Source organism: Streptomyces sp. SM18 (assembly GCF_002910775.2).
GTDB lineage: Bacteria > Actinomycetota > Actinomycetes > Streptomycetales > Streptomycetaceae > Streptomyces > Streptomyces halstedii.
The window spans coordinates 4139435-4159514 of the sequence record NZ_CP029342.1; the positions used below are offsets into that span (position 1 = coordinate 4139435).

Here is a 20080-nt window from a genome sequence, read left to right on the forward strand (position 1 = left end):
CAGATCGGTGGTTCAGGAGGAGACGGTCAGGACGAGACGGTCAGGAGGTCTTCTTGAGCTCGAAGTGCCAGATGCCCGTGAGCTTCTGACCCTTCGTCTCGACGATGCTGACCTGGGTCTTGTCCGCGGTGGTCTCGCCGGTCTGGCTGGCGAAGAAGGCGCTGCCCGGGATCGACCGGTAGGTCTTCTTGTACGGCTCCTGCTCGGCCTGCTGGCCGTTGATGAACAGCGTCCAGCCGTGGTCGGCGATCTCGGGGTCCACACCGAAGCGGACCTTGTCGTCCATCGAGACGTCGACGACCTTGTCCGCCTTCTTGTTCAGGCAGCCCTCGATCGTGGATTCCTTGAGCGCGTTGCCGTCGTTGTAGCAGGCGGCCTCGGTGTTCACCGAGGTGTCGCCGACCGTCACGGTGGCGAGCGGCGTCGGCTTGTCGCAGGCGGACAGGACAAGGAGTCCCGCGGACACGGCACCGAGAGCGACGCCGATTCGACGGCCCTTACCGGAGAAGAACGCAACGGTCATGCGCCGAAGGTTATCGGTCGGCGGCGTTCACGCCACGCGGGGGTGTGGTGAGCCGCGCCGCGCGGCGCCCAGGAGGCCCCGTACGGAGGCGGTCGCGCCGAGCGCGAGGATCCCCGCGGCGACCGACATGCCGAGCACGCCGTTGAGCGGCAGGGCGATCCCGATGGCGCCCCCGAAGACCCAGGACATCTGGAGCAGCGTCTCGGACCGGGCGAAGGCCGATGTCCGCACCTCCTCCGGCACGTCCCGCTGGATCATGGCGTCCAGGGACAGCTTCGAGAGGGCCTGGGTGAATCCGGCCACCCCGGCCAGCGCGGCGACCAGCACGGTGCTGAAGAAGACGGCGGCGAGCACCGCGACCCCCAGGGCGAGCCCCAGCACGGTCGCGACGATCGCCTCGGGGCCGCGTGTCCGCAGCCAGGACCCCACCGCCGTACCGATGGCGTTGCCCGCCCCCGCCGCGACGCCGACGATGCCGAGCGACACGGCGGCGCTCTGCCCGCCGAGCGGATGCTCGCGCAGCAGGAACGCCAGGAAGAAGATCAGGAAGCCGGAGAGCGCGCGGTGCGCGGCGTTGGCCTGGAGGCCGTGCAGGACCGACGGCCCCACGGACCGCAGCCCCGGCGGCTTGCCCCGGGTACCGTCCCGGCGCCCGCGCCACCGCCCGCTCCACAGATCGCCGCGGGTGCTCCCCGGGCCGGGGGAGGCCGGCCGTACGTCGTCGCCGCGCGGGACCAGCCGGGCCCGGTGCTCGCCCTTCGCGGAGTCGACCGTGCGGGGCAGCGTGAAGGCCAGGACCGTGCCGCCGATGAAGATCACGCAGGCGCCGTAGAGCGGCCAGGGGGACCCGACGGATTGCAGCCCCGCCCCGATGGGGGCGGCCACACCCGTCGCCAGGAGTCCGGCCAGCGTCACCCGGGAGTTGGCCTTCACCAGGGAGAACCGTGGGGGCAGCAGCCGGGGTACGACGGCGCTGCGCACCACTCCGTACGCCTTGGAGCAGACGAGCACGCCCAGGGCGGCCGGATACAGTTCGAGCCCGCCGGTGGCGACGGCGCCCGACATGGCGAGCGCGAGCACCGCGCGGGCCAGCATCGCGCCCGCCATCGCGGCCCGCCGGCCGTGCGGAAGCCGGTCCAGCAGCGGGCCGATCACCGGGGCGAGCAGGGTGAAGGGCGCCATGGTGACGGCGAGGTAGAGAGCGACGCGCCCGCGTGCCTCGTCGGTCGGCACGGAGAAGAAGACCGTGGAGGCGAGCGCGACGGTGATCATGACGTCGCCCGCGCCGTTGACCGCGTGCAGTTCGATCAGCTTGCCGAGACCGGACTCCCCGGCGCCGTGGGCGTGCGTCGCCTTCCGGATGCCCTTCGCGGTGCCGGTGAACGGGGCGCGCAGGGCGCGGCCGACCGTCCGGCCCGCCCTGCTGAGGGGACCGGATCCGTCGGAGGACCTGGCGGCAGCCACGTCAGTCATAGTGCCCCACCCCCCGCCCTCACGAACCCATGATCGTGCCGGACGCGGCGGCGGACGCTCTGTCGGGTGAGCGCCGCGAAGCCGTTCCGGCGCCCGGCGGCCCGCGCGGAGCCGGGGCCGCACACCCGCCGCGGCGTGCTCCCGCACGGGTTCCGGTTCCCCGTCGCGGTGGTCGGCCGTCCCGGTTCCGGTTCTCTTACGGACGGGCAGGTGGGCGCGGGGCGGCGGAGAGGGTAGCGTGCACTCACGCGCCACCGGCGATGGTTCTTGGCCGCGCGCCTCCTCGCGATCCCGCAGAATGGGTGGCAGAAGGCGCGCCCGAGGCAGGCACCACGGGTGTGGACGTCGACGCGGCCCCCAGGTCCGCTCCGCCCGCACCTGTGACAGCCGAAATCGGACATCGATGGGCTGCTGGCGCACTCGTGAGACGGCGTATGGAGAGAAGCGAGACCTGTGAGTGCTGCGACGACGCGAAGCCGTACGGCCCGTACCCCCGCCCCCGACCGCCTGTGCGCCGAGGCGGTAGACCTCGCCCGCGCGGCGGCCGAGGAGGCTGCCGCGCCCGGTGTGGTCGGCGACCATGTGTCCCTCGTCTCCGAGGGTGACCGGGTCGTCACGCACTACTTCGCGTGCGAGGACCCCGGCTACCGGGGCTGGCGCTGGGCGGTGACGGTCGCCCGCGCGTCGCGGGCCAAGAAGGTCACCCTTGACGAAACGGTGCTGCTGCCGGGCCCCGACGCGCTCCTCGCCCCGGAGTGGGTGCCGTGGAGCGAGCGGCTGCGGCCCGGCGACATGGGCCCCGGCGACCTGCTGCCCACCGAGGCGGAGGACCCCCGCCTGGAGCCGGGCTACACCGGTGAGGACGAGCCGCCGCCGAACTCCGTGATCGCCGAGATGTCCGACGAGATCTCGGACCTCGTGGACGTGGAGGACGCCGAGCTGACGAACCGGCCCACGGAGGTCAACCGTGGAGCCATCGCCTCGGTCGCCGAGGAGCTGGGGGCGCGGCGGGCGCGTGTGCTCTCCCGGTACGGGCTGCGGCAGGCGGCGGAGCGGTGGGACGAGGCGTTCGGACCCCGGACACCGATGGCGCAGGCGGCGCCGGCGTCCTGCGTGACCTGTGCGTTCCTGCTGCCGATGGCGGGCTCGCTGCGGCAGGCGTTCGGGGTGTGCGCCAACGAGTTCGCCCCGGCGGACGGGCGGGTCGTCTCGCTGGCGTACGGCTGCGGGGGGCATTCCGAGGCCGCGGTGATGCCGAAGCCGCCGAAGCCGGTGCCGCACGCGATGGACACGATGCGGGTGGACGAGTACTCCTTGCGGCCGGCGGACGACTCCGGCTCGGTCCCGGTCCTGGCGGACGCCCCCACGGAGGACCTCGGCCACTCCTGACCGGACCCGGCCCCACCCGGAGCCTGCCCTGAACCGCCGGGCGGGCTCGGGGCGGTCATCCGTGCGCGCGGGGCACCCCCGGCCGTCCGGGGTGCGAGGACGGAACCCCTCGGCCGGATGGGCGGCGCCACGCGCGGTACCTTCGGGCGCACACTGGGCGTCACGGGTCACCGGAAGAGTGGAGTTACGAGCGTGAGCATGAAGGCGACCGAGGGGGCCGATCCGTTCGGGACCGCACGGCTGCGGCGCGGCGTGCTCGACGCGTGGGGGGCCGGGCCCGCCCGGTTCCGGGAGGACGCCAACGCCGAGGAGGACCTCGTGCTCGGCGGCTACCGCGACCGCCTCGTGGTCGAGCTGGCCCAGAACGCCGCCGACGCCGCCGCCCGCGCCGGTGTCCCTGGCCGGCTCCGCCTCACCCTGCACGAGGACCGGGACGGCCGCGCCGTGCTGGCCGCCGCGAACACCGGCGCGCCCCTGGACGCCACCGGCGTCGAGTCCCTGAGCACCCTGCGGGCCTCCGCCAAGCGCGAGGGCCACGAGCAGGCCGTGGGCCGGTTCGGTGTCGGCTTCGCCGCCGTCCTCGCGGTCAGCGACGAACCCGCCCTCGTCGGCCGGCACGGCGGCGTCCGCTGGTCGCTCGCCGAGGCCCGCGAACTCGCCCGGCAGGCGGCCGCGGGCAGCCCCGGCCTCGGGGACGAACTGCGCCGCCGCGACGGCCACGTACCGCTGCTCCGCCTGCCGCTGCCCGCCGAGGGCACCGCGCCCGACGGCTACGACACCGTGGTCGTGCTGCCCCTGCGCGACGGCGTCGCGGAGGACCTGGTGGCCCGGCTGCTCGCCGCGGTGGACGACGCGCTGCTGCTCACCCTGCCCGGCCTCGCCGAGGTCGTCGTCGAGACGCCGGACGGCGTACGGACGCTCGGCCGGTCGCAGCACGGGCCGTACACCCACGTCGAGGACTCCGCGAGCGGGACCCACCGCTGGCGCACCGTCGTGCGCCACGGATCCGTCGAGCGGGCGTTGCTCGCGGACCGGCCCGTGGAGGAACGGCTGCGTCCGCACTGGTCGGTGACCTGGGCCGTGCCGGTGGACGAGGACGGCGCGCCCCGAACCCCCCGTACGGCACCGGTCGTGCACGCGCCGACCCCCACCGAGGAGCCGCTCGGCGTCCCCGCGCTGCTGATCGCCTCGCTGCCGCTGGACACCACCCGCAGGCACCCCGCGCCCGGTCCGCTGACCGACTTCCTGGTGGAGCGGGCCGCCGACGCCTACGCGGAGTTGCTGGCCGCGTGGGAGCCGGTCTCCACCGCCACCATCGCGCTCGTGCCCGGCCCGCTCGGCAAGGGGCACCTGGACGGCGAGCTGCGGGCGGCGATCCTGGAGCGGCTGCCCAAGGTCGCGTTCCTGGAGGCGGCGGCCCCCCGCGACCCGGCCGAGGACGACCGCTGGGACGACTGGGAGGGCGGCGCCGACGGGACGCCCCGCACGGCGACCACCGCGCTGCGCCCCCTGGAGGCCGAGGTGGTCGAGGGGGTGGGCGCCGAGACCGTACGGGTCCTCGCCGAGGTGCTGCCGTGTCTGCTGCCCGCCGGGCTGGAACGCCGTACCGAGCTGCGTACGCTCGGCGTCGCCCGGGTGCCGCTGACCGAGGCCGTCGACCGACTGGCCGGACTGGAGCGTGCCCCGGAGTGGTGGCGCCGGCTCTACGACAGCCTCGCCGGGGTCGATCCGGACCGGCTCTCCGGGCTGCCCGTCCCGCTCGCGGGCGAGGGCGCGGCGGGTGAGGTGCCCCGTACCACCATCGGCCCCCGGCAGGTGCTCCTGCCGCTGCCCGACGCGCTGACCGGCCCGGTCCTCGCCCGGCTGGCCCGGCTCGGGCTGAAGGTGGCCCACCCGGACGCCGCCCATCCGCTGCTGGAGAAGCTCGGCGCCCTGCCCGCGACCCCGCGCGCGGTGCTGACGACCCCTCAGGTGCGGGCGGCGGTCGCCGGGTCGCTGGACGCGGGCGAGATCTGGGACGAGGACGCGCCGAGCGGCGAAGAACTGGCCGAGACCGTCCTCACCCTGGTCCGGGACGCCGACCTGGAGCCCGGGGACGAACCCTGGCTGGGCGCCCTGGCCCTGCCCGACGAGGACGGCGAGCTCGCGCCCGCCGGTGAACTCGTGCTGCCGGGAAGCCCGTTCGCCCAGGTGATGCGCGAGGACGAACTCGCCCTGTGCGACGAGGAGCTGGCCGGACGCTGGGGCGAACGCCCGCTGACCGCCTGCGGGGTGCTGGCCGGCTTCACCCTCGTACGCGCCGACGACGTCGTGCTGGATCCGGACGAACTGGAGCCCCGCGACGGCGACTTCGCCGAACCCGACGACGCCGGACTGCTGGACGCCGTGGACGTCTGGTGCGAGGACGTCCTGGACCGGCTGCCCGACACCCCGGTGCCGCCGGTCGCCACCGAGATCGTCGCCGTACGCGATCTGGACCTGGTGGACGACGACGCCTGGCCGCAGGCGCTCGCCCTGCTGGCCCGGCCGCCGCTGCGCGACGCGCTGACCCAGCCGGTGCGGGTCCTGCTCCCCGACGGCACCACGCGGTCGGTACGCCCGTACACCGCCTGGTGGCTGCGCGACCACCCGGTGCTCGACGGGCGCCGGCCCGCGGGACTGCGCTCCGCGAGCGGTGACCCTCTGCTGGCGGGCCTGTACGACGCCGTCGACGCGAGCGGGTTCGAGGACGCCGAGGTGTTGCGCGCCCTCGGGGTGCGCACCTCGGTGGCCGCCCTGCTGGACGAGCCGGGCGGCGCGGCCGAGCTGCTGGGCAGGCTCGCGGACGAGGACCGTCCCGTCAGCCCCGTACAGCTGCACGCGCTGTACACCGCCCTCGCCGACCTGGACCCCGAACAGGTCACGCTCCCCGACGAGTTGCGGGCCGTCGTGGACGGCGAGGTGCGGGTGGTGGACGCGGCGGACGCGGTGGTCGCGGACGCCCCCGACGTGCTGCCGCTCACCGGGGGGATGCCCCTGCTGCCGGTGGCGCCCGCCCGCGCGGCCGAGCTGGCGGAGCTGCTCCAGGTGCCGCGGCTCGGCGAGAGGGTCGAGGCGGAGGTGACGACCGAGGGCGAGGAGCACCAGGTGCCCGAGCCGGTACGGGCGCTGCTCGGCGCCGGGACGCCCGCCACCTACCTCGAACACGGTGAACTCCGCGCCGGTGGCGTCGAACTGGACTGGCGCCGCACCCCGGACGGGGTGGTCCACGCCTCGACGCTGGAGGGCGTGGCGGCGGGTCTGGCCTGGGCGGCCGGTCAGTGGCCGCGCCGTTTCGAGGTGGCGGCCCTGCTGGAGGACCCGTCCCGTACCCGGGAGCTGGCCCGCGACCGCTGGTTCGACTGAGGGTGCCGGGGGCCGTTCCCGGTGGCCGCCGGGTGGCCGCCGGGGCCGCCCGCCTCCTGTGATCTTCACGGGAAAGTCATGAGTGTGTACAACCATTCACATCGGGGACCCGTCTGGTCTGTCGAGTCAGCAGACTCATCGACCAGACGGGCCCCGCCGGCCGAACCACATGCCGCGGGCCCCCTCTCCATCAGGGGAACACATGCGTATGCGTGCCACTGTGGCCGCCGTCTCCGGCGCCCTGGTTCTTTCCGCTCTCGCGCTTCCGGCCGCCCAGGCCGACGAAGGGCGCTCGTGGACGCACGACTTCTCGCTCCAGGCGCCGCAGAAGGCCCAGGAGCGGATGGCCGCCCGGTCCCTCACCTCGGACACCGATCTCAAGATCACCAAGGCGGTCGTGAACGGCGGCAAGCCGATCGCGGTCGGCACCAAGTCGAAGAAGAAGGTGACCGTCGCCGTCACCGCCACCGACGACTCGGGGATCGCCGGGGCCGGTGCCGCGCTGTGGATCGGCAGCGACATCGAGTCCGAGGACAGCTTCGGCTTCTCGCAGAACGAGGACAACGCCAAGTGCAAGGCGGCGAGTGCCACCACCTCCACCTGCACCCTGACCATCACGGTCGACCCGGCCTGGCTGATCAACAGTGACGCGGCCTCCTGGCACCTGGCGGTCGCCGTGGCCGCGAAGGACGGCCAGCTCGTCGAGAAGACGAAGTTCGCCAAGGTGAAGCTCCAGCGCTTCTCCAAGCTGACCGCCAACGCCGGTCCGGAGCCCGTGAAGAAGGGCAAGACCCTCACGATCACCGGCAAGCTCACGCGCGCCAACTGGGAGACCGGCACCTACAAGGGCTACACCAAGCAGCCCGTCAAGCTGCAGTTCCGCAAGAAGGGCAGCAGCACCTACACGACCGTCAAGACCGTCAAGTCGAACAGCACGGGCGCGCTGAAGACCACGGTCAAGGCCTCGGTGGACGGCTACTGGCGCTACTCCTTCGCCGGTACGTCGACCACCCCGGCGGTCACCGCCGCGGGCGACTTCGTGGACGTGAAGTAGCCGGCACCCGACGCACGTGAGACGGCGGGTCCCGGAGTACGTGAAGTGACCGGGACCCGCCGTCGCGGACGTGTGAGGGACCGCGTCACGAGGGGAAGCGGCGGCCGACCAGCCTCCAGGCCAGCTCCAGGGCGGCCGCCGCCACCAGCGAGATCGCCACCGCGGTCCACGGCATGACCGACCCCACCAGCTTCAGCGCGAAGAAGTGCTGGAGCGTCGGCACGGCTAGGACGACCAGGAAGCACAGGCCCATGGACGCCACCAGGACGACCCGCCACCAGGTGTAGGGGCGGGCGATGATCGCCAGGACCCACATCGACACCAGGAACAGGGTGAGCGTGGCCACGCTCGTCTCGGCGTCCAGCGCGCCGGGACCGGTGTAGTGGTGACGGGCCAGCAGGTACGTGGCGAAGGTGGCCGCCCCCGCGATGACCCCCGAGGGGATCGAGTACCGCATGACCCGGTGCACGAAGTGCGGGCGGGCCCGTTCCCTGTTCGGGGCGAGGGCCAGGAAGAACGCCGGCACCCCGATCGTCAGGGTGGACAGCAGCGTGAGGTGGCGCGGCAGGAACGGGTACTCCACCTGGAAGCAGACCACCAGGACCGCCAGCAGTACCGAGTAGACGGTCTTGGTGAGGAACAGGGTGGCGACCCGGGTGATGTTGCCGATGACCCGGCGGCCCTCGGCCACCACCGAGGGCAGGGTGGCGAAGCTGTTGTCCATCAGCACGATCTGGGCCACCGCGCGGGTCGCCTCCGAGCCCGACCCCATCGCGACCCCGATGTCGGCGTCCTTCAGCGCCAGGACGTCGTTGACGCCGTCACCGGTCATCGCGACGGTGTGGCCGCGTGACTGGAGGGCCGCCACCATGTCCCGCTTCTGTTGCGGGGCGACCCGGCCGAACACGGCGTTCCGCTCGATCGCCGAGGCCATCTCGTCGCGGTCTGCGGGCAGCCGGCGGGCGTCCAGGGTGTTCTCGGCGCCCGGCATCCCGAGCTTCTGGGCGACCGCGCCGACCGAGACGGCGTTGTCCCCCGAGATGATCTTCGCCGAGACGTGCTCGTCCTCGAAGTAGGCCAGGGTCTGCCCGGCGTCCGGCCGCAACCGCTGTTCCAGGACGATCAGCGCGGCGGGCTTCGCGCCCGTGGCGGCGTCCGGGGCGTCGAGCGCGTCCCGGGCGCGGGCGAGGAGCAGCACCCGGAGCCCCTGCTCGTTGAGGTGGCCGGTCTCGGCGAGGGCGGGGTCGTCGGTGTCCAGCAGCACGTCGGGGGCGCCCAGCAGCCAGGCGGAGGCGGTGCCCTCGGCGTCGGTGAAGGCGGCGCCGCTGTACTTGCGGGCCGAGGAGAACGGCAGCGTCTGGGTGACGGTCCACCGCCCGTCGTCCGGACAGGCGTCGATGATCGCCTGGAGGCTGGTGTTGGGCCGGGGGTCGGAGCCGCCCAGGGCGCCCAGTACGCGGTGGACCTCGTCCTCGTCCCAGCCGTTCAGCGGCCGGACCTCGGTGACGTCCATGCCGCCCTCGGTCAGCGTGCCGGTCTTGTCCAGGCAGACGACGTCCACCCGGGCCAGGCCCTCGATGGCGGGAAGCTCCTGTACGAGGCACTGCTTGCGGCCGAGCCGGATGACACCGATCGCGAAGGCCATCGAGGTGAGCAGGACCAGGCCCTCGGGGATCATCGGGACGATGCCGCCGATGGTCCGGGCGACGGACTCCTTGAAGGCGTGCTGCTTGACGACCAGCTGGCTGATGATCAGACCGAGCGCGGTCGGCACCATCATCCACGTCACGTACTTGAGGATGGTGCTGATGCCGCTGCGCAGTTCGGACTGGACGAGGGTGAAGCGGGAGGCCTCCTCCGCGAGTTGTGCCGCGTAGGCCTCGCGGCCGACCCTGGTCGCGGTGAACGCCCCGCCCCCGGCGACCACGAAGCTGCCCGACATCACCGGGTCGCCCGGACGCTTGATCACCGGGTCCGCCTCACCGGTCAGCAGCGACTCGTCGATCTCCAGGGTGTCGGCCTCGACGACCGTGCCGTCCACCACCACCTTGTCCCCGGGCCCCAGCTCCACCAGGTCGCCCAGGACGATCGCGGAGACGGACACCTCGGCGGCCTTCCCGTCCCGCCGCACGGTGGGCTTCGCCTCACCGATGACCGCGAGGCCGTCCAGGGTCTTCTTGGCGCGCCACTCCTGGACGACGCCGATCCCGGTGTTGGCGATGATCACGAAGCCGAAGAGGCTGTCCTGGATCGGTGCGACGAGCAGCACGATCACCCAGAGCACGCCGATGATCAGGTTGAACCGGGTCAGTACGTTCGCGCGGATGATCTCGCTGACGGAGCGGGAGGAGCGTACGGGCACGTCGTTGACCTCGCCACGCGCGACCCGTTCGGCGACCTCGGCGCCGCTCAGCCCGCCGGCCGACCCGGGAGGCCGTACCGGGTCCGGTCGCTCTCCGGGGGAGTCGAGTGCCCGCTGCGTCATGGCTCCGACCGTACGGGCCGCCGGAGCGCTTCACCCGCCGGGGGTCCCCAGATCCGGCCGTGGGAGGAGGGAAACGGTCCCGGGGGCGTACACGGTGCCCCGCGCCGGTCCGTCATGAGCCGCCCCGGTCCGTCAGTGTCCGGCGCCCGGCGCGGCTTGTCCGGAGGTCCCGGCCGTCCGCGCGGCGTCCCGCTTGATCGCCGCGTCCCGCGCCCGTACGTACCAGACGCCGATGAGGCCGAGACCGCCACCGGCCAGACAGGCCCAGATCCACCAGGTGTGGCCGTGGTCGGCGTACCAGCCGTAGAAGGGGAGCTGCACGAGGAAGAGGACGAACCAGATGACCGTGCCGCCGGTGATCGTGGCGACGACCGGGCCCTCCAGGGGCTCCGGTGCCTCGTGCTTCGGTGTCCACTTCTCCATGCGCCCAGTCTAGGTCGTGGCCGAACGGGGGCGGACAGGGGCGGACAGGGTAGTCGCCACCAGGGTCTACGCGCGGAGATAGCGATCTTCGCCTTATGTATTCATACTGAATCTGCTTCCGGTTGTCTCGAATTATTGGTACGAACATCCAAAGCTGACCACTTTTACTCCCCCGATGCCCGACTGAAGGTCCTACATGTCCCCCTCGGCCACCGCTCCGGTCGACGCCACTCCGCCCCCGGCCCCTCAGCAGCCTTCCGGCGGCTTGGACCGCTTCTTCAAGATCTCCGAGCGGGGGTCGTCCGTCGCGCGCGAGATCCGCGGCGGATTCGCCACGTTCTTTGCGATGGCGTACATCATCGTGCTCAACCCGATCATTCTCGGTAGCGCGCACGACATGTACGGGCACCAGCTCAACGGCGGCCAGCTGGTCACCGCCACCGTGCTGTCGGCCGCCTTCTCCACCCTGCTGATGGGCGTCATCGGCAACGTGCCGATCGCGCTGGCCGCCGGGCTCGGCGTCAACACCGTCGTCGCCCTCCAGCTCGCCCCCCGGATGACCTGGCCGGACGCGATGGGCATGGTCGTCCTCGCGGGCATCGTCGTGATGCTCCTCGTCGCGACCGGGCTGCGCGAACGCGTGATGAACGCCGTACCGAAGTCGCTCCGCAAGGGCATCGCGATCGGGATCGGCCTGTTCATCCTGCTGATCGGCCTGGTCGACTCCGGGTTCGTCTCCCGCATCCCGGACGCCGCGCACACCACCGTGCCGCTCCAGCTCGGCAACGACGGCCACCTCAACGGCTGGCCGGTCCTGGTCTTCGTCCTCGGCACCCTGCTCACCCTGGCGCTGCTCGTCCGCAAGGTGCCGGGCGCGATCCTGATCTCCATCGTGGCCATGACCGCGGTGGCGCTGATCATCAACGCCGTGGCCGGGCTGCCCGCCGAGGCGTGGGGGCTGACCGTCCCCGAGTGGCCGGGCAACCCGGTCGCCTCCCCGGACTTCGGGCTCATCGGTGAGGTCAGCCTGCTCGGCGGCTTCGAGAAGGTCGGGCTGCTGACCGGCGTCCTGTTCGTCTTCACCGTGCTGCTGTCCTGCTTCTTCGACGCGATGGGCACCATCCTGGGCGTCGGTGACGAGGCGAAGCTGATGGACAAGGACGGCAACTTCCCCGGGATCAACAAGGTCCTGTTCATCGACGGTGTCGCCGTCGCCGCCGGTGGGGCCAGCTCCTCCTCGGCGACGACCTGCTTCGTGGAGTCCACGGCCGGCGTCGGTGAGGGTGCCCGCACCGGTCTGGCGAGCGTGGTGAGCGGGCTGCTCTTCACGGTGGCGCTGTTCCTGACGCCGCTGGCGACGATGGTCCCCTCGCAGGCCGCCACCCCCGCGCTGGTCGCGGTCGGGTTCATGATCCTCGCGGGCTCCGTGCGGGACATCGACTGGAGCGACTACACGCTCGCGATCCCGGCGTTCCTGGCGATGCTGATGATGCCGCTCACCTACTCGATCACCAACGGCATCGGCATCGGCTTCATCGCCTTCTGCGTGCTGCGCCTGGTGGCGGGCCGCGGCCGGGAGGTCCCGGTGGCGATGTACGCGGTCTCGGCGGTCTTCGTCTTCTACTACGCGATGCCGGCGCTCGGCCTCACGTAACCACCGCCGCGCACGTCCACCCCTACGGGGCGGACCTCCTCAGGTGACCCGGTCGGCCGGGTCCTGCGGGAGGTCCGCCCCGTAGAACTTCTCGGTCTCGTCGACGGCCGCGCTGAACCGTTCGTCGAAGTCGTCGCGGACGAGCGTCTGGACCACGTAGTCCTGGACGCTCATGCCGCGTCTGGCCGCGTGCCGGCGGAGCCGGTCGAGCAGCTCACCGTCTATCCGCAGGCTGAGCACTGTCGATCCCATGCTCAGCAGGGTCTCGGCACATGTAGCCGTTTCGCGCGTCTTTCCGGCTCTTACTCACTCGTTCGGGTGATCAGTTTCTCGCGCGTGTACCACCGAGTGGTCTTTAGTGAAGCTAATGAGTTACGCTAATGAACATGCCTGACCTGATCCACGACGGCGAGAGTGCCGCCGCCGTGAGCTCCCTTCGCTCCGCGGTGATGCTGCTGGGCCGTCGCCTGAAGCACCAGCGCGTCGACGAGTCGCTGAGTCCGACCGAGATGTCGGTGCTCGGGACACTCGCCCGCTGCGGCTCCGCCACCCCGGGTGAGCTGGCCCGCAAGGAGCACGTGCAGCCGCCGTCGATGACCCGCATCGTCGCGCTGCTGGAAGCCAAGGGCCTGGTCAGACTGGAACCGCACCCCGAAGACCGTCGGCAGAAGATGGTCAGCCGGACCGAGCAGGCGGAAGCCATGCTCGCCGAGAGCCGCTCCAAGCGGAACGCCTGGCTGGCCGGCCTCGCCGAGGGCCTGGACGAGGACGAGTGGGACACGCTGCGGGCCGCCGCGCCCGTGCTGGAGAAGCTGGCCCACCTGTGACCCCGGGCGCGGCGGACACCGTCCGCGGCGCCCGCGCCACGTCCTCGTCAGCACGTACGCCGTAGACGCCGAGGAGGCGAACCCCTTTGAGTACGGGATCCGGAGCAGACTCCGCCCCCGCACCGACTTCCACCCACGAGAGCACGACCGGCGGGACCTTCTCGTCGCTGAAGATCCGTAACTACCGCCTGTTCGCCACGGGCGCCGTGATCTCCAACACCGGTACCTGGATGTCCCGCATCACGCAGGACTGGCTCGTCCTGAGCCTCACCGGGTCCGCCGCCGCCGTAGGTATCACCACGGCCCTCCAGTTCCTCCCGATGCTGCTCTTCGGCCTGTACGGCGGCGTCATCGCCGACCGCCTCCCGAAGCGGCGTCTGCTCCTCATCAGCCAGGCAGCGCTCGGTCTGTGCGGCATCGCACTGGCCGTGCTGACTCTCTCCGGCGTCGTCGAGGTCTGGCATGTCTATCTGATCGCGTTCCTGCTCGGCATGGTGACCGTCGTGGACAACCCGGCGCGCCAGTCGTTCGTCTCGGAGATGGTCGGCCCCGCCCAGCTGCGGAACGCCGTCAGCCTGAACTCCGCGAACTTCCAGTCCGCCCGCCTCATCGGCCCCGCCGTCGCGGGTGTCCTGATCACCACGGTCGGCAGCGGCTGGGCCTTCATGCTCAACGGCCTGTCCTTCGCGGCCCCGCTGGTCGGCCTGCTGATGATGCGGACGAACGAGCTGCACGCGTCCGTGACCGTCAAGCGTGCCAAGGGCCAGCTGCGCGAGGGGCTGCGCTACGTGTCCGGCAGACCTGACCTGGTCTGGCCGATCGTCCTGGTCGGCTTCGTCGGCACCTTCGGCTTCAACTTCCCGATCTTCCTGACGGCCTTCGCGGACGAGATCTTCGACGGCGGTGCCGGGATGTACTCGTTCTTCAACATCCTGATGGCGGCCGGTTCCCTGGCCGGAGCCCTGCTGGCCGCCCGCCGCCGTTCCTCGCGGCTGCGGATGGTGGTCGCCGCGGGCACGGTGTTCGGTCTGCTGGAGGTCGTCGCGGCGCTCTCGCCGGCCGTCTGGCTCTTCGCGCTGCTGCTGCTCCCGATCGGCATGATCGGCATGACGACCAACATCAGCGCCAACACGAGCGTCCAGATGGCCGCGGACCCCGCGATGCGGGGCCGGGTGATGAGCCTGTACATGATGGTCTTCGCCGGCGGTACGCCGGTGGGCGCCCCGATCGTCGGCTGGATCAGCGACACCTACGGCGCCCGGACGGGCATGGCCGTCGGTGGCGCCATCTCGATGGTCGCCGCGGTCGCCGTCGGCTTCATGCTGACCCGCGTCGGCAACCTGCGCGTCAAGGTGGACCTGCGCCCTGGCCGCCCGCACGTGCGGATAGTCCCGCGCGAGCTGGCCGCGGCGGCCTGACCGCCGTACCGACGGACCGCACACGGCCGCCCTCCCCCGCCGGGGAGGGCGGCCGTTCTCAGGTCGCGGGGCGGTCGCCGGGCGGTTCCCGCCCGCCGGTGGCGCGGTCGGTGCCGCCCGTCGCCGGGGTCCCGGTCTCCGGCGCCGCCGGGGTCGTCCCGTCCTCCGGGTCGTCGTCTCCGCCGCCGGTCCCGCTCTCCAGGATGGAGACGATGGAGAACAGCGAGAAGCAGACGCAGCCGAGGCCGATCAGGACGCGGGCCGCGACCAGGACCGCGGAGTCGGCCGACTCGAAGAGGAACGACGCGAGGAACAGGCAGAGCAGGGCCGTGCCGACCGGGATCAGCGGCACCCGGTTCGCCAGGGGGGCCTTCCGCCGCCAGACGAGCGCGAGGAGCAGCACCTTGCTGAGGATGCTCCAGCAGATGAGGCCGAGACCGATGACGACGTATCCGGCCGACAGCTGGGTGGACCGGTCGTGGAGGGCGAGGACGAGCAGGCCCCACACGATGCCGACGGCGCCGAGGCAGGCGGCGGCCGCGGGCCACAGGACGCGCTCCCGGCGTGTGTAGGTGTTCTGGATCTGCCGCAGGATGCTGGCCACCAGCCCGATGAGGCAGGTGCAGACGAGCGCCAGGCCCGCCATCACGTGCCCGGCGGTGAAACGTCCCGCCGCGGCGCCGCCGCCCCCGCCCGCCAGCAGGACGACGGCCCACACCCAGGTCACCAGGGCGGCCAGGGCCGGGAGCGCCAGCAGGACGCGTACGGTGAGCGGGCCGAACGGTGCGGGCGAGCGCGGGGGCGACCCTTCGGGCAGCGCCGAGTTCTCGGTGATCATGACGAACCGGGTGGAGGCCGTGGCCACGGCGGAGACGCACACGCAGATCATGCCGACGCCGAAGACGACGTGCCCGGCGACGAAGTCGGGCGGCGGGCGCGGGGTCTCCGTGAGCAGGGAGAGCCCGTACCCCACGGTGACGCCGCTGACCGCGAAGCCGAGTGCCGGGTAGAGCACCCGGTCCAGCGCCGAGAAGCGGCCGATGAGCTGCCGGATGATCGTGGCCGCGGTGGAGAAGAGGCAGAGGCAGATGGCTGCCAGGAAGATGAGCACCAGGCCCGCGACCCGGGCGCTCGGCCCGGAGGCGTGCGCGAGTACGTACCCGCCCAACGCGGCCGAGACGGCGCCCATGAGAACGGGTATCGCGCGGAACAGGACGCTGACCTTGTAGTTCATCGGGCCTCCTGGAGCTGGAGTCCCGCACCATCATCCTTTTCGCGCCCTTCGGCTGCCACCGGACGACGCCTCGGCCACGGCCCTCGCGGCCGTCCCGCCACCCGAGCACCCCCGGTGAGCCGGACCCGGGGGAGGGGGCGCTCCCGGTACGCGGTCGTGCGGGCCTGGCCGCCGGGACGGGGAGGCGGGCGGTTACGCTCGTCGGGTGGACCCGAAGACCAGAAACCGCATCATGGCGGCCGTGCTCGTGCTGATGTTCCTCGTCGTCGCGGCAGCGGCCGCCCTCGGGGGCTGAGCCCGCGAGGACGGCCGCGACCGGCGCGGTGGCCCCCGGGGTGGTCAGCCGCGAGGACGGCCGTGACCGGCGCGCCGGCTACCAGGCGAAGTTCTCCGGCGACGGACCCGGGCCCGGGAAGATCTCGTCCAGGGCGGCCAGCACCTCGTCCGACAGCTCCAGCTCCACCGCCCGCAGGGCGGAGTCGAGCTGTTCCCGCGTGCGCGGACCGGAGATCGGGCCGGTGATCCCGGGCCGGGTCAGCAGCCAGGCCAGACCCGCCTCGCCGGGCTCCAGGCCGTGCTTCTCCAGCAGGTCCTCGTAGGCCTGGATCCGCGCCCGCAGCTTCGGGTCGGCGAGCGCGTCGCCGGACCGGCCGGAGGTGGAGCGGGCGCCGCCGCCCTCGCGCTCCTTGCGGATCGCGCCCCCGAGCAGCCCGCCGTGCAACGGCGACCACGGGATGACCCCGAGGCCGTACTCCTGGGCGGCCGGGATGACCTCCATCTCGGCGTCGCGCTGCATCAGGTTGTAGATGCACTGCTCACTGACCAGCCCGTAGCTGCCCCGCTGCCGGGCCCGCTCGTTGGCCTGGGCGATCTTGTAGCCGGAGAAGTTGGACGACCCGGCGTAGAGGATCTTGCCCTGCTGGATCAGTACGTCGATGGCCTGCCAGATCTCCTCGATCGGGGTGGACCGGTCGACGTGGTGGAACTGGTACAGGTCGATATGGTCCGTCTGGAGCCGCTTGAGGCTGGCGTCGACGGCCCGGCGGATGTTCAGGGCGGACAGCTTGTCGTGGTTGGGCCACGCCTCGCCGTCGGCGCCCATGTTGCCGTAGACCTTGGTGGCGAGGACCACCTTGTCGCGGCGGTCGCCGCCCTGGGCGAACCAGGTGCCGAGGATCTCCTCCGTGCGGCCCTTGTTCTCGCCCCAGCCGTAGACGTTCGCGGTGTCGAAGAAGTTGACGCCCGCGTCCAGCGCGGCGTCCATGAGCGCGTGGCTGTCGCTCTCGTTGGTCTGCGGGCCGAAGTTCATCGTCCCCAGGACGAGGCGGCTGACTTTGAGTCCGGTGCGTCCGAGCTGCGTGTACTTCATGAGACCCAAGCCAACGCCTTCGAGCGCGCTCGAAGCAAGTACGTACGGAAGCGGCCCCGACGGATTCCGGCCGCGCCCACCCCGGGCGCCGGGCCCCCGGCGTAGCCTGGGCGCCGTGAACGCGACTCCTCGGATCCTCGCCCTGCTGGACGACCTGCTCGCCGGGGCCGCCCCGGGTGAACGTGGGGCGTTGTGGCACCTCGCCGAACAGGGGCGGGAGCTGGACGCCAACGTCGTCCGGCTGCCCCCGCACGCGGCGGTCGGGGAGCACCAGGAGGACACCCTGGACGTGCTGCTGGTCGTCCTCGCGGGCGGCGGCACCCTGCGTACGGGCGACGGGGACGTCCTGGGGCTCGTGCCGACGACCGTGACCTGGCTGCCGCGCACCTCGCGCCGTGCCCTGGAGGCCGGACCCGAGGGGCTGGCGTACTTCACGGTGCACCGCCGCCGTCCCGGCCTCACGATCAGGCCGGCCGCCGGTGCGCCGGTGCGGTCCGAGGGCGGCGAGGCCCCCTGCATGCTGGACCTGGTCTGCCCGGAGTGCGGCCGGCTGTCGGCGGACCGGGCGCCGAGGTTCTGCAGCGCCTGCGGTGAGCCGTTCCCGGAGCGTCAGCCGCACTGAGCGCGGGTGGCGGTACGCCTCGCGTTGGGGTGACGGTACGTCAGTTGCGTGAAGGCGCCCGTGCGGGGCCGTGCCTGACGGTACGTCAGCTGTGTACGGGCGTCCGCACGGCGCCGTGCGGCAGCAGGCGTTCGACGAGCAGCACCGCGCACGCCCCGACGGCCAGCAGACCGCCCGCCAGGAAGGTGCCGCGTACCTCCACGCGGGGCAGGAGCAGCGCACCGATCGCGGCCCCGGCCGCGATTCCCGCGTTGTAGCCCCCGGAGTTGGCCGCGAGCGCCATGTCCGTACGGCCAGGGGCGCAGCGCAGCATCTCGTTCTGCGTGGCCATGAAGACCGGTCCGAGGGCGCAGCCCATGACGGTCAGGAACACCGCGGCCGCCACCGGGTCGGAGCCCGTCGCGTACAGGCCGAGCGTGCCCACCGCCTGGGTGGCCACCGCCGTGCCCAGGACGGCGCGCGGGAAGCGGTCCAGCAGCGCCCCGGTGACGCCCACCCCGGCCAGGCACGCGATGCCGAAGGCCACGAGCAGGAGGTTGATCGTGCCCGTGGAGAAGCCGCTCACGTCGCCCAGGAACGTCACGATGTACGTGAACCCCGCGAACGCCCCCGTGGCGGACAGGATTCCGACGGCCAGCACGGTCGCGAACCTGCGGGTGTCGGGAGCGGTCCCGTAGGCGGCGTGTCCTTCCTCCGGGCGTGAGGTGGGCAGCAGGGTGGCGATCGTCACGAGGGAGAGGAGCCCCAGGCCCCCGAGCGCCGCCAACGGCACCGGCCAGTCGCTGTGGTGGCCCAGCCAGGTCCCGGTGGGCACGCCGAGGACGAGGGCGAGCGAACCGGCCACGGACAGCACCCCGATCACCCGGCCGCGCACCTCGGCCGGGAACAGGCCCACCGCGACCGGCCCCATCACGGCCCAGAACAACGCCTGGGCGAGCGCCGTCAGCAGCCGCGCCCCGAGCAGCACCCCGTAGGACGTGGCCAGGGCCGCGACCAGGCTGGAGACGACGAGGGCGGCCAGCACCCCGGAGAGCACCTGGCGGCGGGGCACGGTCCGTGTGGCGTGGGCCAGGGGCAGGGAGGCCACGGCCACCGTCACGCCGTAGCCGGTGACCAGGTAGCCGACCGAGGGCACCGAGACCCGCAGCCCCTCGGAGATGAGCTCCAGGAGGCCGATGGGGAGGTTCTCCGCCGTGTTGAAGGTGAACGCGGCCAGCATGAGGGCGACGAGCACCGCCACACGACGCCAGGAAGCCGGTTGTGCCGTGGCCGTGTCCATGGGCCTCATCCCGTTGTCGTCCGTCGTGGCCGTGCGGCCGAGTCCGCCGTAAGGGGCTTACGCCAGGCCCCCGTTGCTCATCAGCAGTTGGGGATCCAGGCACCCTCGGGCGAGCACAGGAAGTCCACCAGATGGGCCGTGTCCCGGGGGGTGCTGAGGCGGCCGAGCGGGGTGGCGGCGGTCAGGCTCTCCTTCACCTCCGGGGTCATCCATCCCGTGTCCACCGGGCCGGGGTTGACGGCGTTCGCGGTCACCCCGAGGTGCGCGAGTTCGCGGGCGGCGGCCAGGGTGATCCGGTCCAGGGCGCCCTTGCTGGCGCCGTAGGGCAGGTTACCGACCGTGTGGTCGCTGGTCAGGGCGACGATCCGGCCCGAGCCCGGGGCGCCCCGGAAGCGCAGTCCGTACGCGCGGATCAGCAGCCAGGAGGCCCGCGTGTTGACCGCGAAGTGCCGGTCGAAGCTCTCCAGGGACGTGTCGAGCAGCCCTGAGTCGACCGACTCGGCGTGGCACATCACCAGGGCGGTGACCGGGCCGAGCCGGCTCTCGGCCTCGTCGAGGACGCGGCCGGGGGTGTCCGGGTCGGTCAGGTCCGCCTCGATGGCCACGGAGGCGGCGCCGAGCTCGGTCAGCGCGGCGGTGATCGCCTCGGTGGCTCCCTGCTCGACGCCCCAGTCCATGCGGTGGTCGTACGGCGTCCAGTAGGTGAAGGCGATGTCCCAGCCGGAGGCCGCCAGGCGCCGGGCGATTCCGGCACCGATGCCGACGGTGCGGCCGACGCCGGTGATCAGCGCCAGCGGTCGGCGGGCGGGCTCGTGTGCGTGTGTCGTCGTCACAGGCAGGAATGTTCCGTGGCCGGGCACGGGAAGGGCAAGCGCTTTTGCCGAAGGCCCGGGGGTGGCCGGGGTCCGGGGGACGGGAGTGGCGGGGGCCCTGGGATGAGGGTGGC

Annotated in this window: 15 protein-coding genes and 1 pseudogene; 7 read left to right on the forward strand and 9 right to left on the reverse strand. The window is 72.5% G+C overall.

All coding sequences use genetic code 11. The features are described from left to right. Positions 1 to 40 precede the first annotated feature (40 nt). Together B9S64_RS18780 and B9S64_RS18785 are read right to left on the reverse strand one after the other, a co-directional pair. Positions 41 to 523 (reverse strand): DUF2771 domain-containing protein, encoded by a 483-nt coding sequence (locus B9S64_RS18780; RefSeq protein WP_103489066.1) that lies wholly within the window; start codon positions 521 to 523, stop codon positions 41 to 43. Between the two features lie 27 nt (positions 524 to 550). Beyond that, positions 551 to 1987, reverse strand: coding sequence for an MFS transporter (locus B9S64_RS18785; RefSeq protein WP_103489098.1), 1437 nt, complete (start codon positions 1985 to 1987; stop codon positions 551 to 553). Positions 1988 to 2449: 462 nt separating this feature from the next. On the opposite strand from B9S64_RS18785, the gene B9S64_RS18790 reads away from it, so the two are divergent. The 3 genes from B9S64_RS18790 (at position 2450) to B9S64_RS18800 (ending at position 7823) form a co-directional block, all read left to right on the forward strand. Beyond that, on the forward strand, positions 2450 to 3385 hold the full coding sequence (locus B9S64_RS18790; RefSeq protein WP_103489067.1) for a DUF3027 domain-containing protein: 936 nt from the start codon (positions 2450 to 2452) through the stop codon (positions 3383 to 3385). A gap of 198 nt (positions 3386 to 3583) precedes the next feature. Further along, on the forward strand, positions 3584 to 6769 hold the full coding sequence (locus tag B9S64_RS18795; protein ID WP_103489068.1) for a sacsin N-terminal ATP-binding-like domain-containing protein: 3186 nt from the start codon (positions 3584 to 3586) through the stop codon (positions 6767 to 6769). A 202-nt stretch (positions 6770 to 6971) separates the two neighbouring features. Continuing rightward, on the forward strand, positions 6972 to 7823 hold the full coding sequence (locus B9S64_RS18800; protein WP_103489069.1) for a DUF5707 domain-containing protein: 852 nt from the start codon (positions 6972 to 6974) through the stop codon (positions 7821 to 7823). Positions 7824 to 7908: 85 nt separating this feature from the next. On the opposite strand, the gene B9S64_RS18805 is transcribed toward B9S64_RS18800, so the two are convergent. Beyond that, a complete protein-coding gene (locus B9S64_RS18805; RefSeq protein WP_103489070.1) occupies positions 7909 to 10308 on the reverse strand; it encodes an HAD-IC family P-type ATPase in 2400 nt (799 codons plus the stop codon). 132 nt (positions 10309 to 10440) lie between these two features. Continuing rightward, entirely contained in the window at positions 10441 to 10731 is a 291-nt protein-coding gene (locus tag B9S64_RS18810) for a DUF2530 domain-containing protein (RefSeq protein WP_103489071.1), read from the reverse strand. A gap of 196 nt (positions 10732 to 10927) precedes the next feature. On the opposite strand from B9S64_RS18810, the gene B9S64_RS18815 reads away from it, so the two are divergent. After that, positions 10928 to 12385 (forward strand): NCS2 family permease, encoded by a 1458-nt coding sequence (locus B9S64_RS18815; protein ID WP_103489072.1) that lies wholly within the window; start codon positions 10928 to 10930, stop codon positions 12383 to 12385. Positions 12386 to 12424: 39 nt separating this feature from the next. Here the strand turns inward: B9S64_RS18815 and B9S64_RS18820 are convergent, their stop codons facing one another. Continuing rightward, positions 12425 to 12637 (reverse strand): hypothetical protein, encoded by a 213-nt coding sequence (locus B9S64_RS18820; protein WP_176712302.1) that lies wholly within the window; start codon positions 12635 to 12637, stop codon positions 12425 to 12427. A gap of 134 nt (positions 12638 to 12771) precedes the next feature. On the opposite strand from B9S64_RS18820, the gene B9S64_RS18825 reads away from it, so the two are divergent. Both B9S64_RS18825 and B9S64_RS18830 read left to right on the forward strand, forming a co-directional pair. Continuing rightward, positions 12772 to 13212: a MarR family winged helix-turn-helix transcriptional regulator gene (locus B9S64_RS18825; protein WP_103489099.1), complete on the forward strand. Its 441-nt coding sequence runs from the start codon at positions 12772 to 12774 to the stop codon at positions 13210 to 13212. An 86-nt stretch (positions 13213 to 13298) separates the two neighbouring features. Beyond that, positions 13299 to 14630: an MFS transporter gene (locus tag B9S64_RS18830; RefSeq protein WP_028439423.1), complete on the forward strand. Its 1332-nt coding sequence runs from the start codon at positions 13299 to 13301 to the stop codon at positions 14628 to 14630. Positions 14631 to 14688: 58 nt separating this feature from the next. Here the strand turns inward: B9S64_RS18830 and B9S64_RS18835 are convergent, their stop codons facing one another. Both B9S64_RS18835 and B9S64_RS18840 read right to left on the reverse strand, forming a co-directional pair. Continuing rightward, entirely contained in the window at positions 14689 to 15864 is a 1176-nt protein-coding gene (locus tag B9S64_RS18835) for a DUF2776 family protein (protein WP_103489073.1), read from the reverse strand. Positions 15865 to 16237: 373 nt separating this feature from the next. Then, positions 16238 to 17233, reverse strand: a complete 996-nt coding sequence (locus tag B9S64_RS18840; RefSeq protein ID WP_103489074.1) for an aldo/keto reductase — start codon at positions 17231 to 17233, stop codon at positions 16238 to 16240. Between the two features lie 115 nt (positions 17234 to 17348). Between B9S64_RS18840 and B9S64_RS18845 the strand changes: the two genes are divergently transcribed. Next, positions 17349 to 17855: a zinc ribbon domain-containing protein gene (locus B9S64_RS18845; RefSeq protein ID WP_103489075.1), complete on the forward strand. Its 507-nt coding sequence runs from the start codon at positions 17349 to 17351 to the stop codon at positions 17853 to 17855. A gap of 85 nt (positions 17856 to 17940) precedes the next feature. Here B9S64_RS18845 and B9S64_RS18850 read toward each other — a convergent pair whose 3' ends face one another. Together B9S64_RS18850 and B9S64_RS18855 are read right to left on the reverse strand one after the other, a co-directional pair. After that, positions 17941 to 19134, reverse strand: a complete 1194-nt coding sequence (locus B9S64_RS18850) for an MFS transporter (RefSeq protein ID WP_258037704.1) — start codon at positions 19132 to 19134, stop codon at positions 17941 to 17943. A 57-nt stretch (positions 19135 to 19191) separates the two neighbouring features. Next, positions 19192 to 19967: pseudogene (locus B9S64_RS18855) on the reverse strand (SDR family oxidoreductase). Between the last annotated feature and the right edge of the window lie 113 nt (positions 19968 to 20080).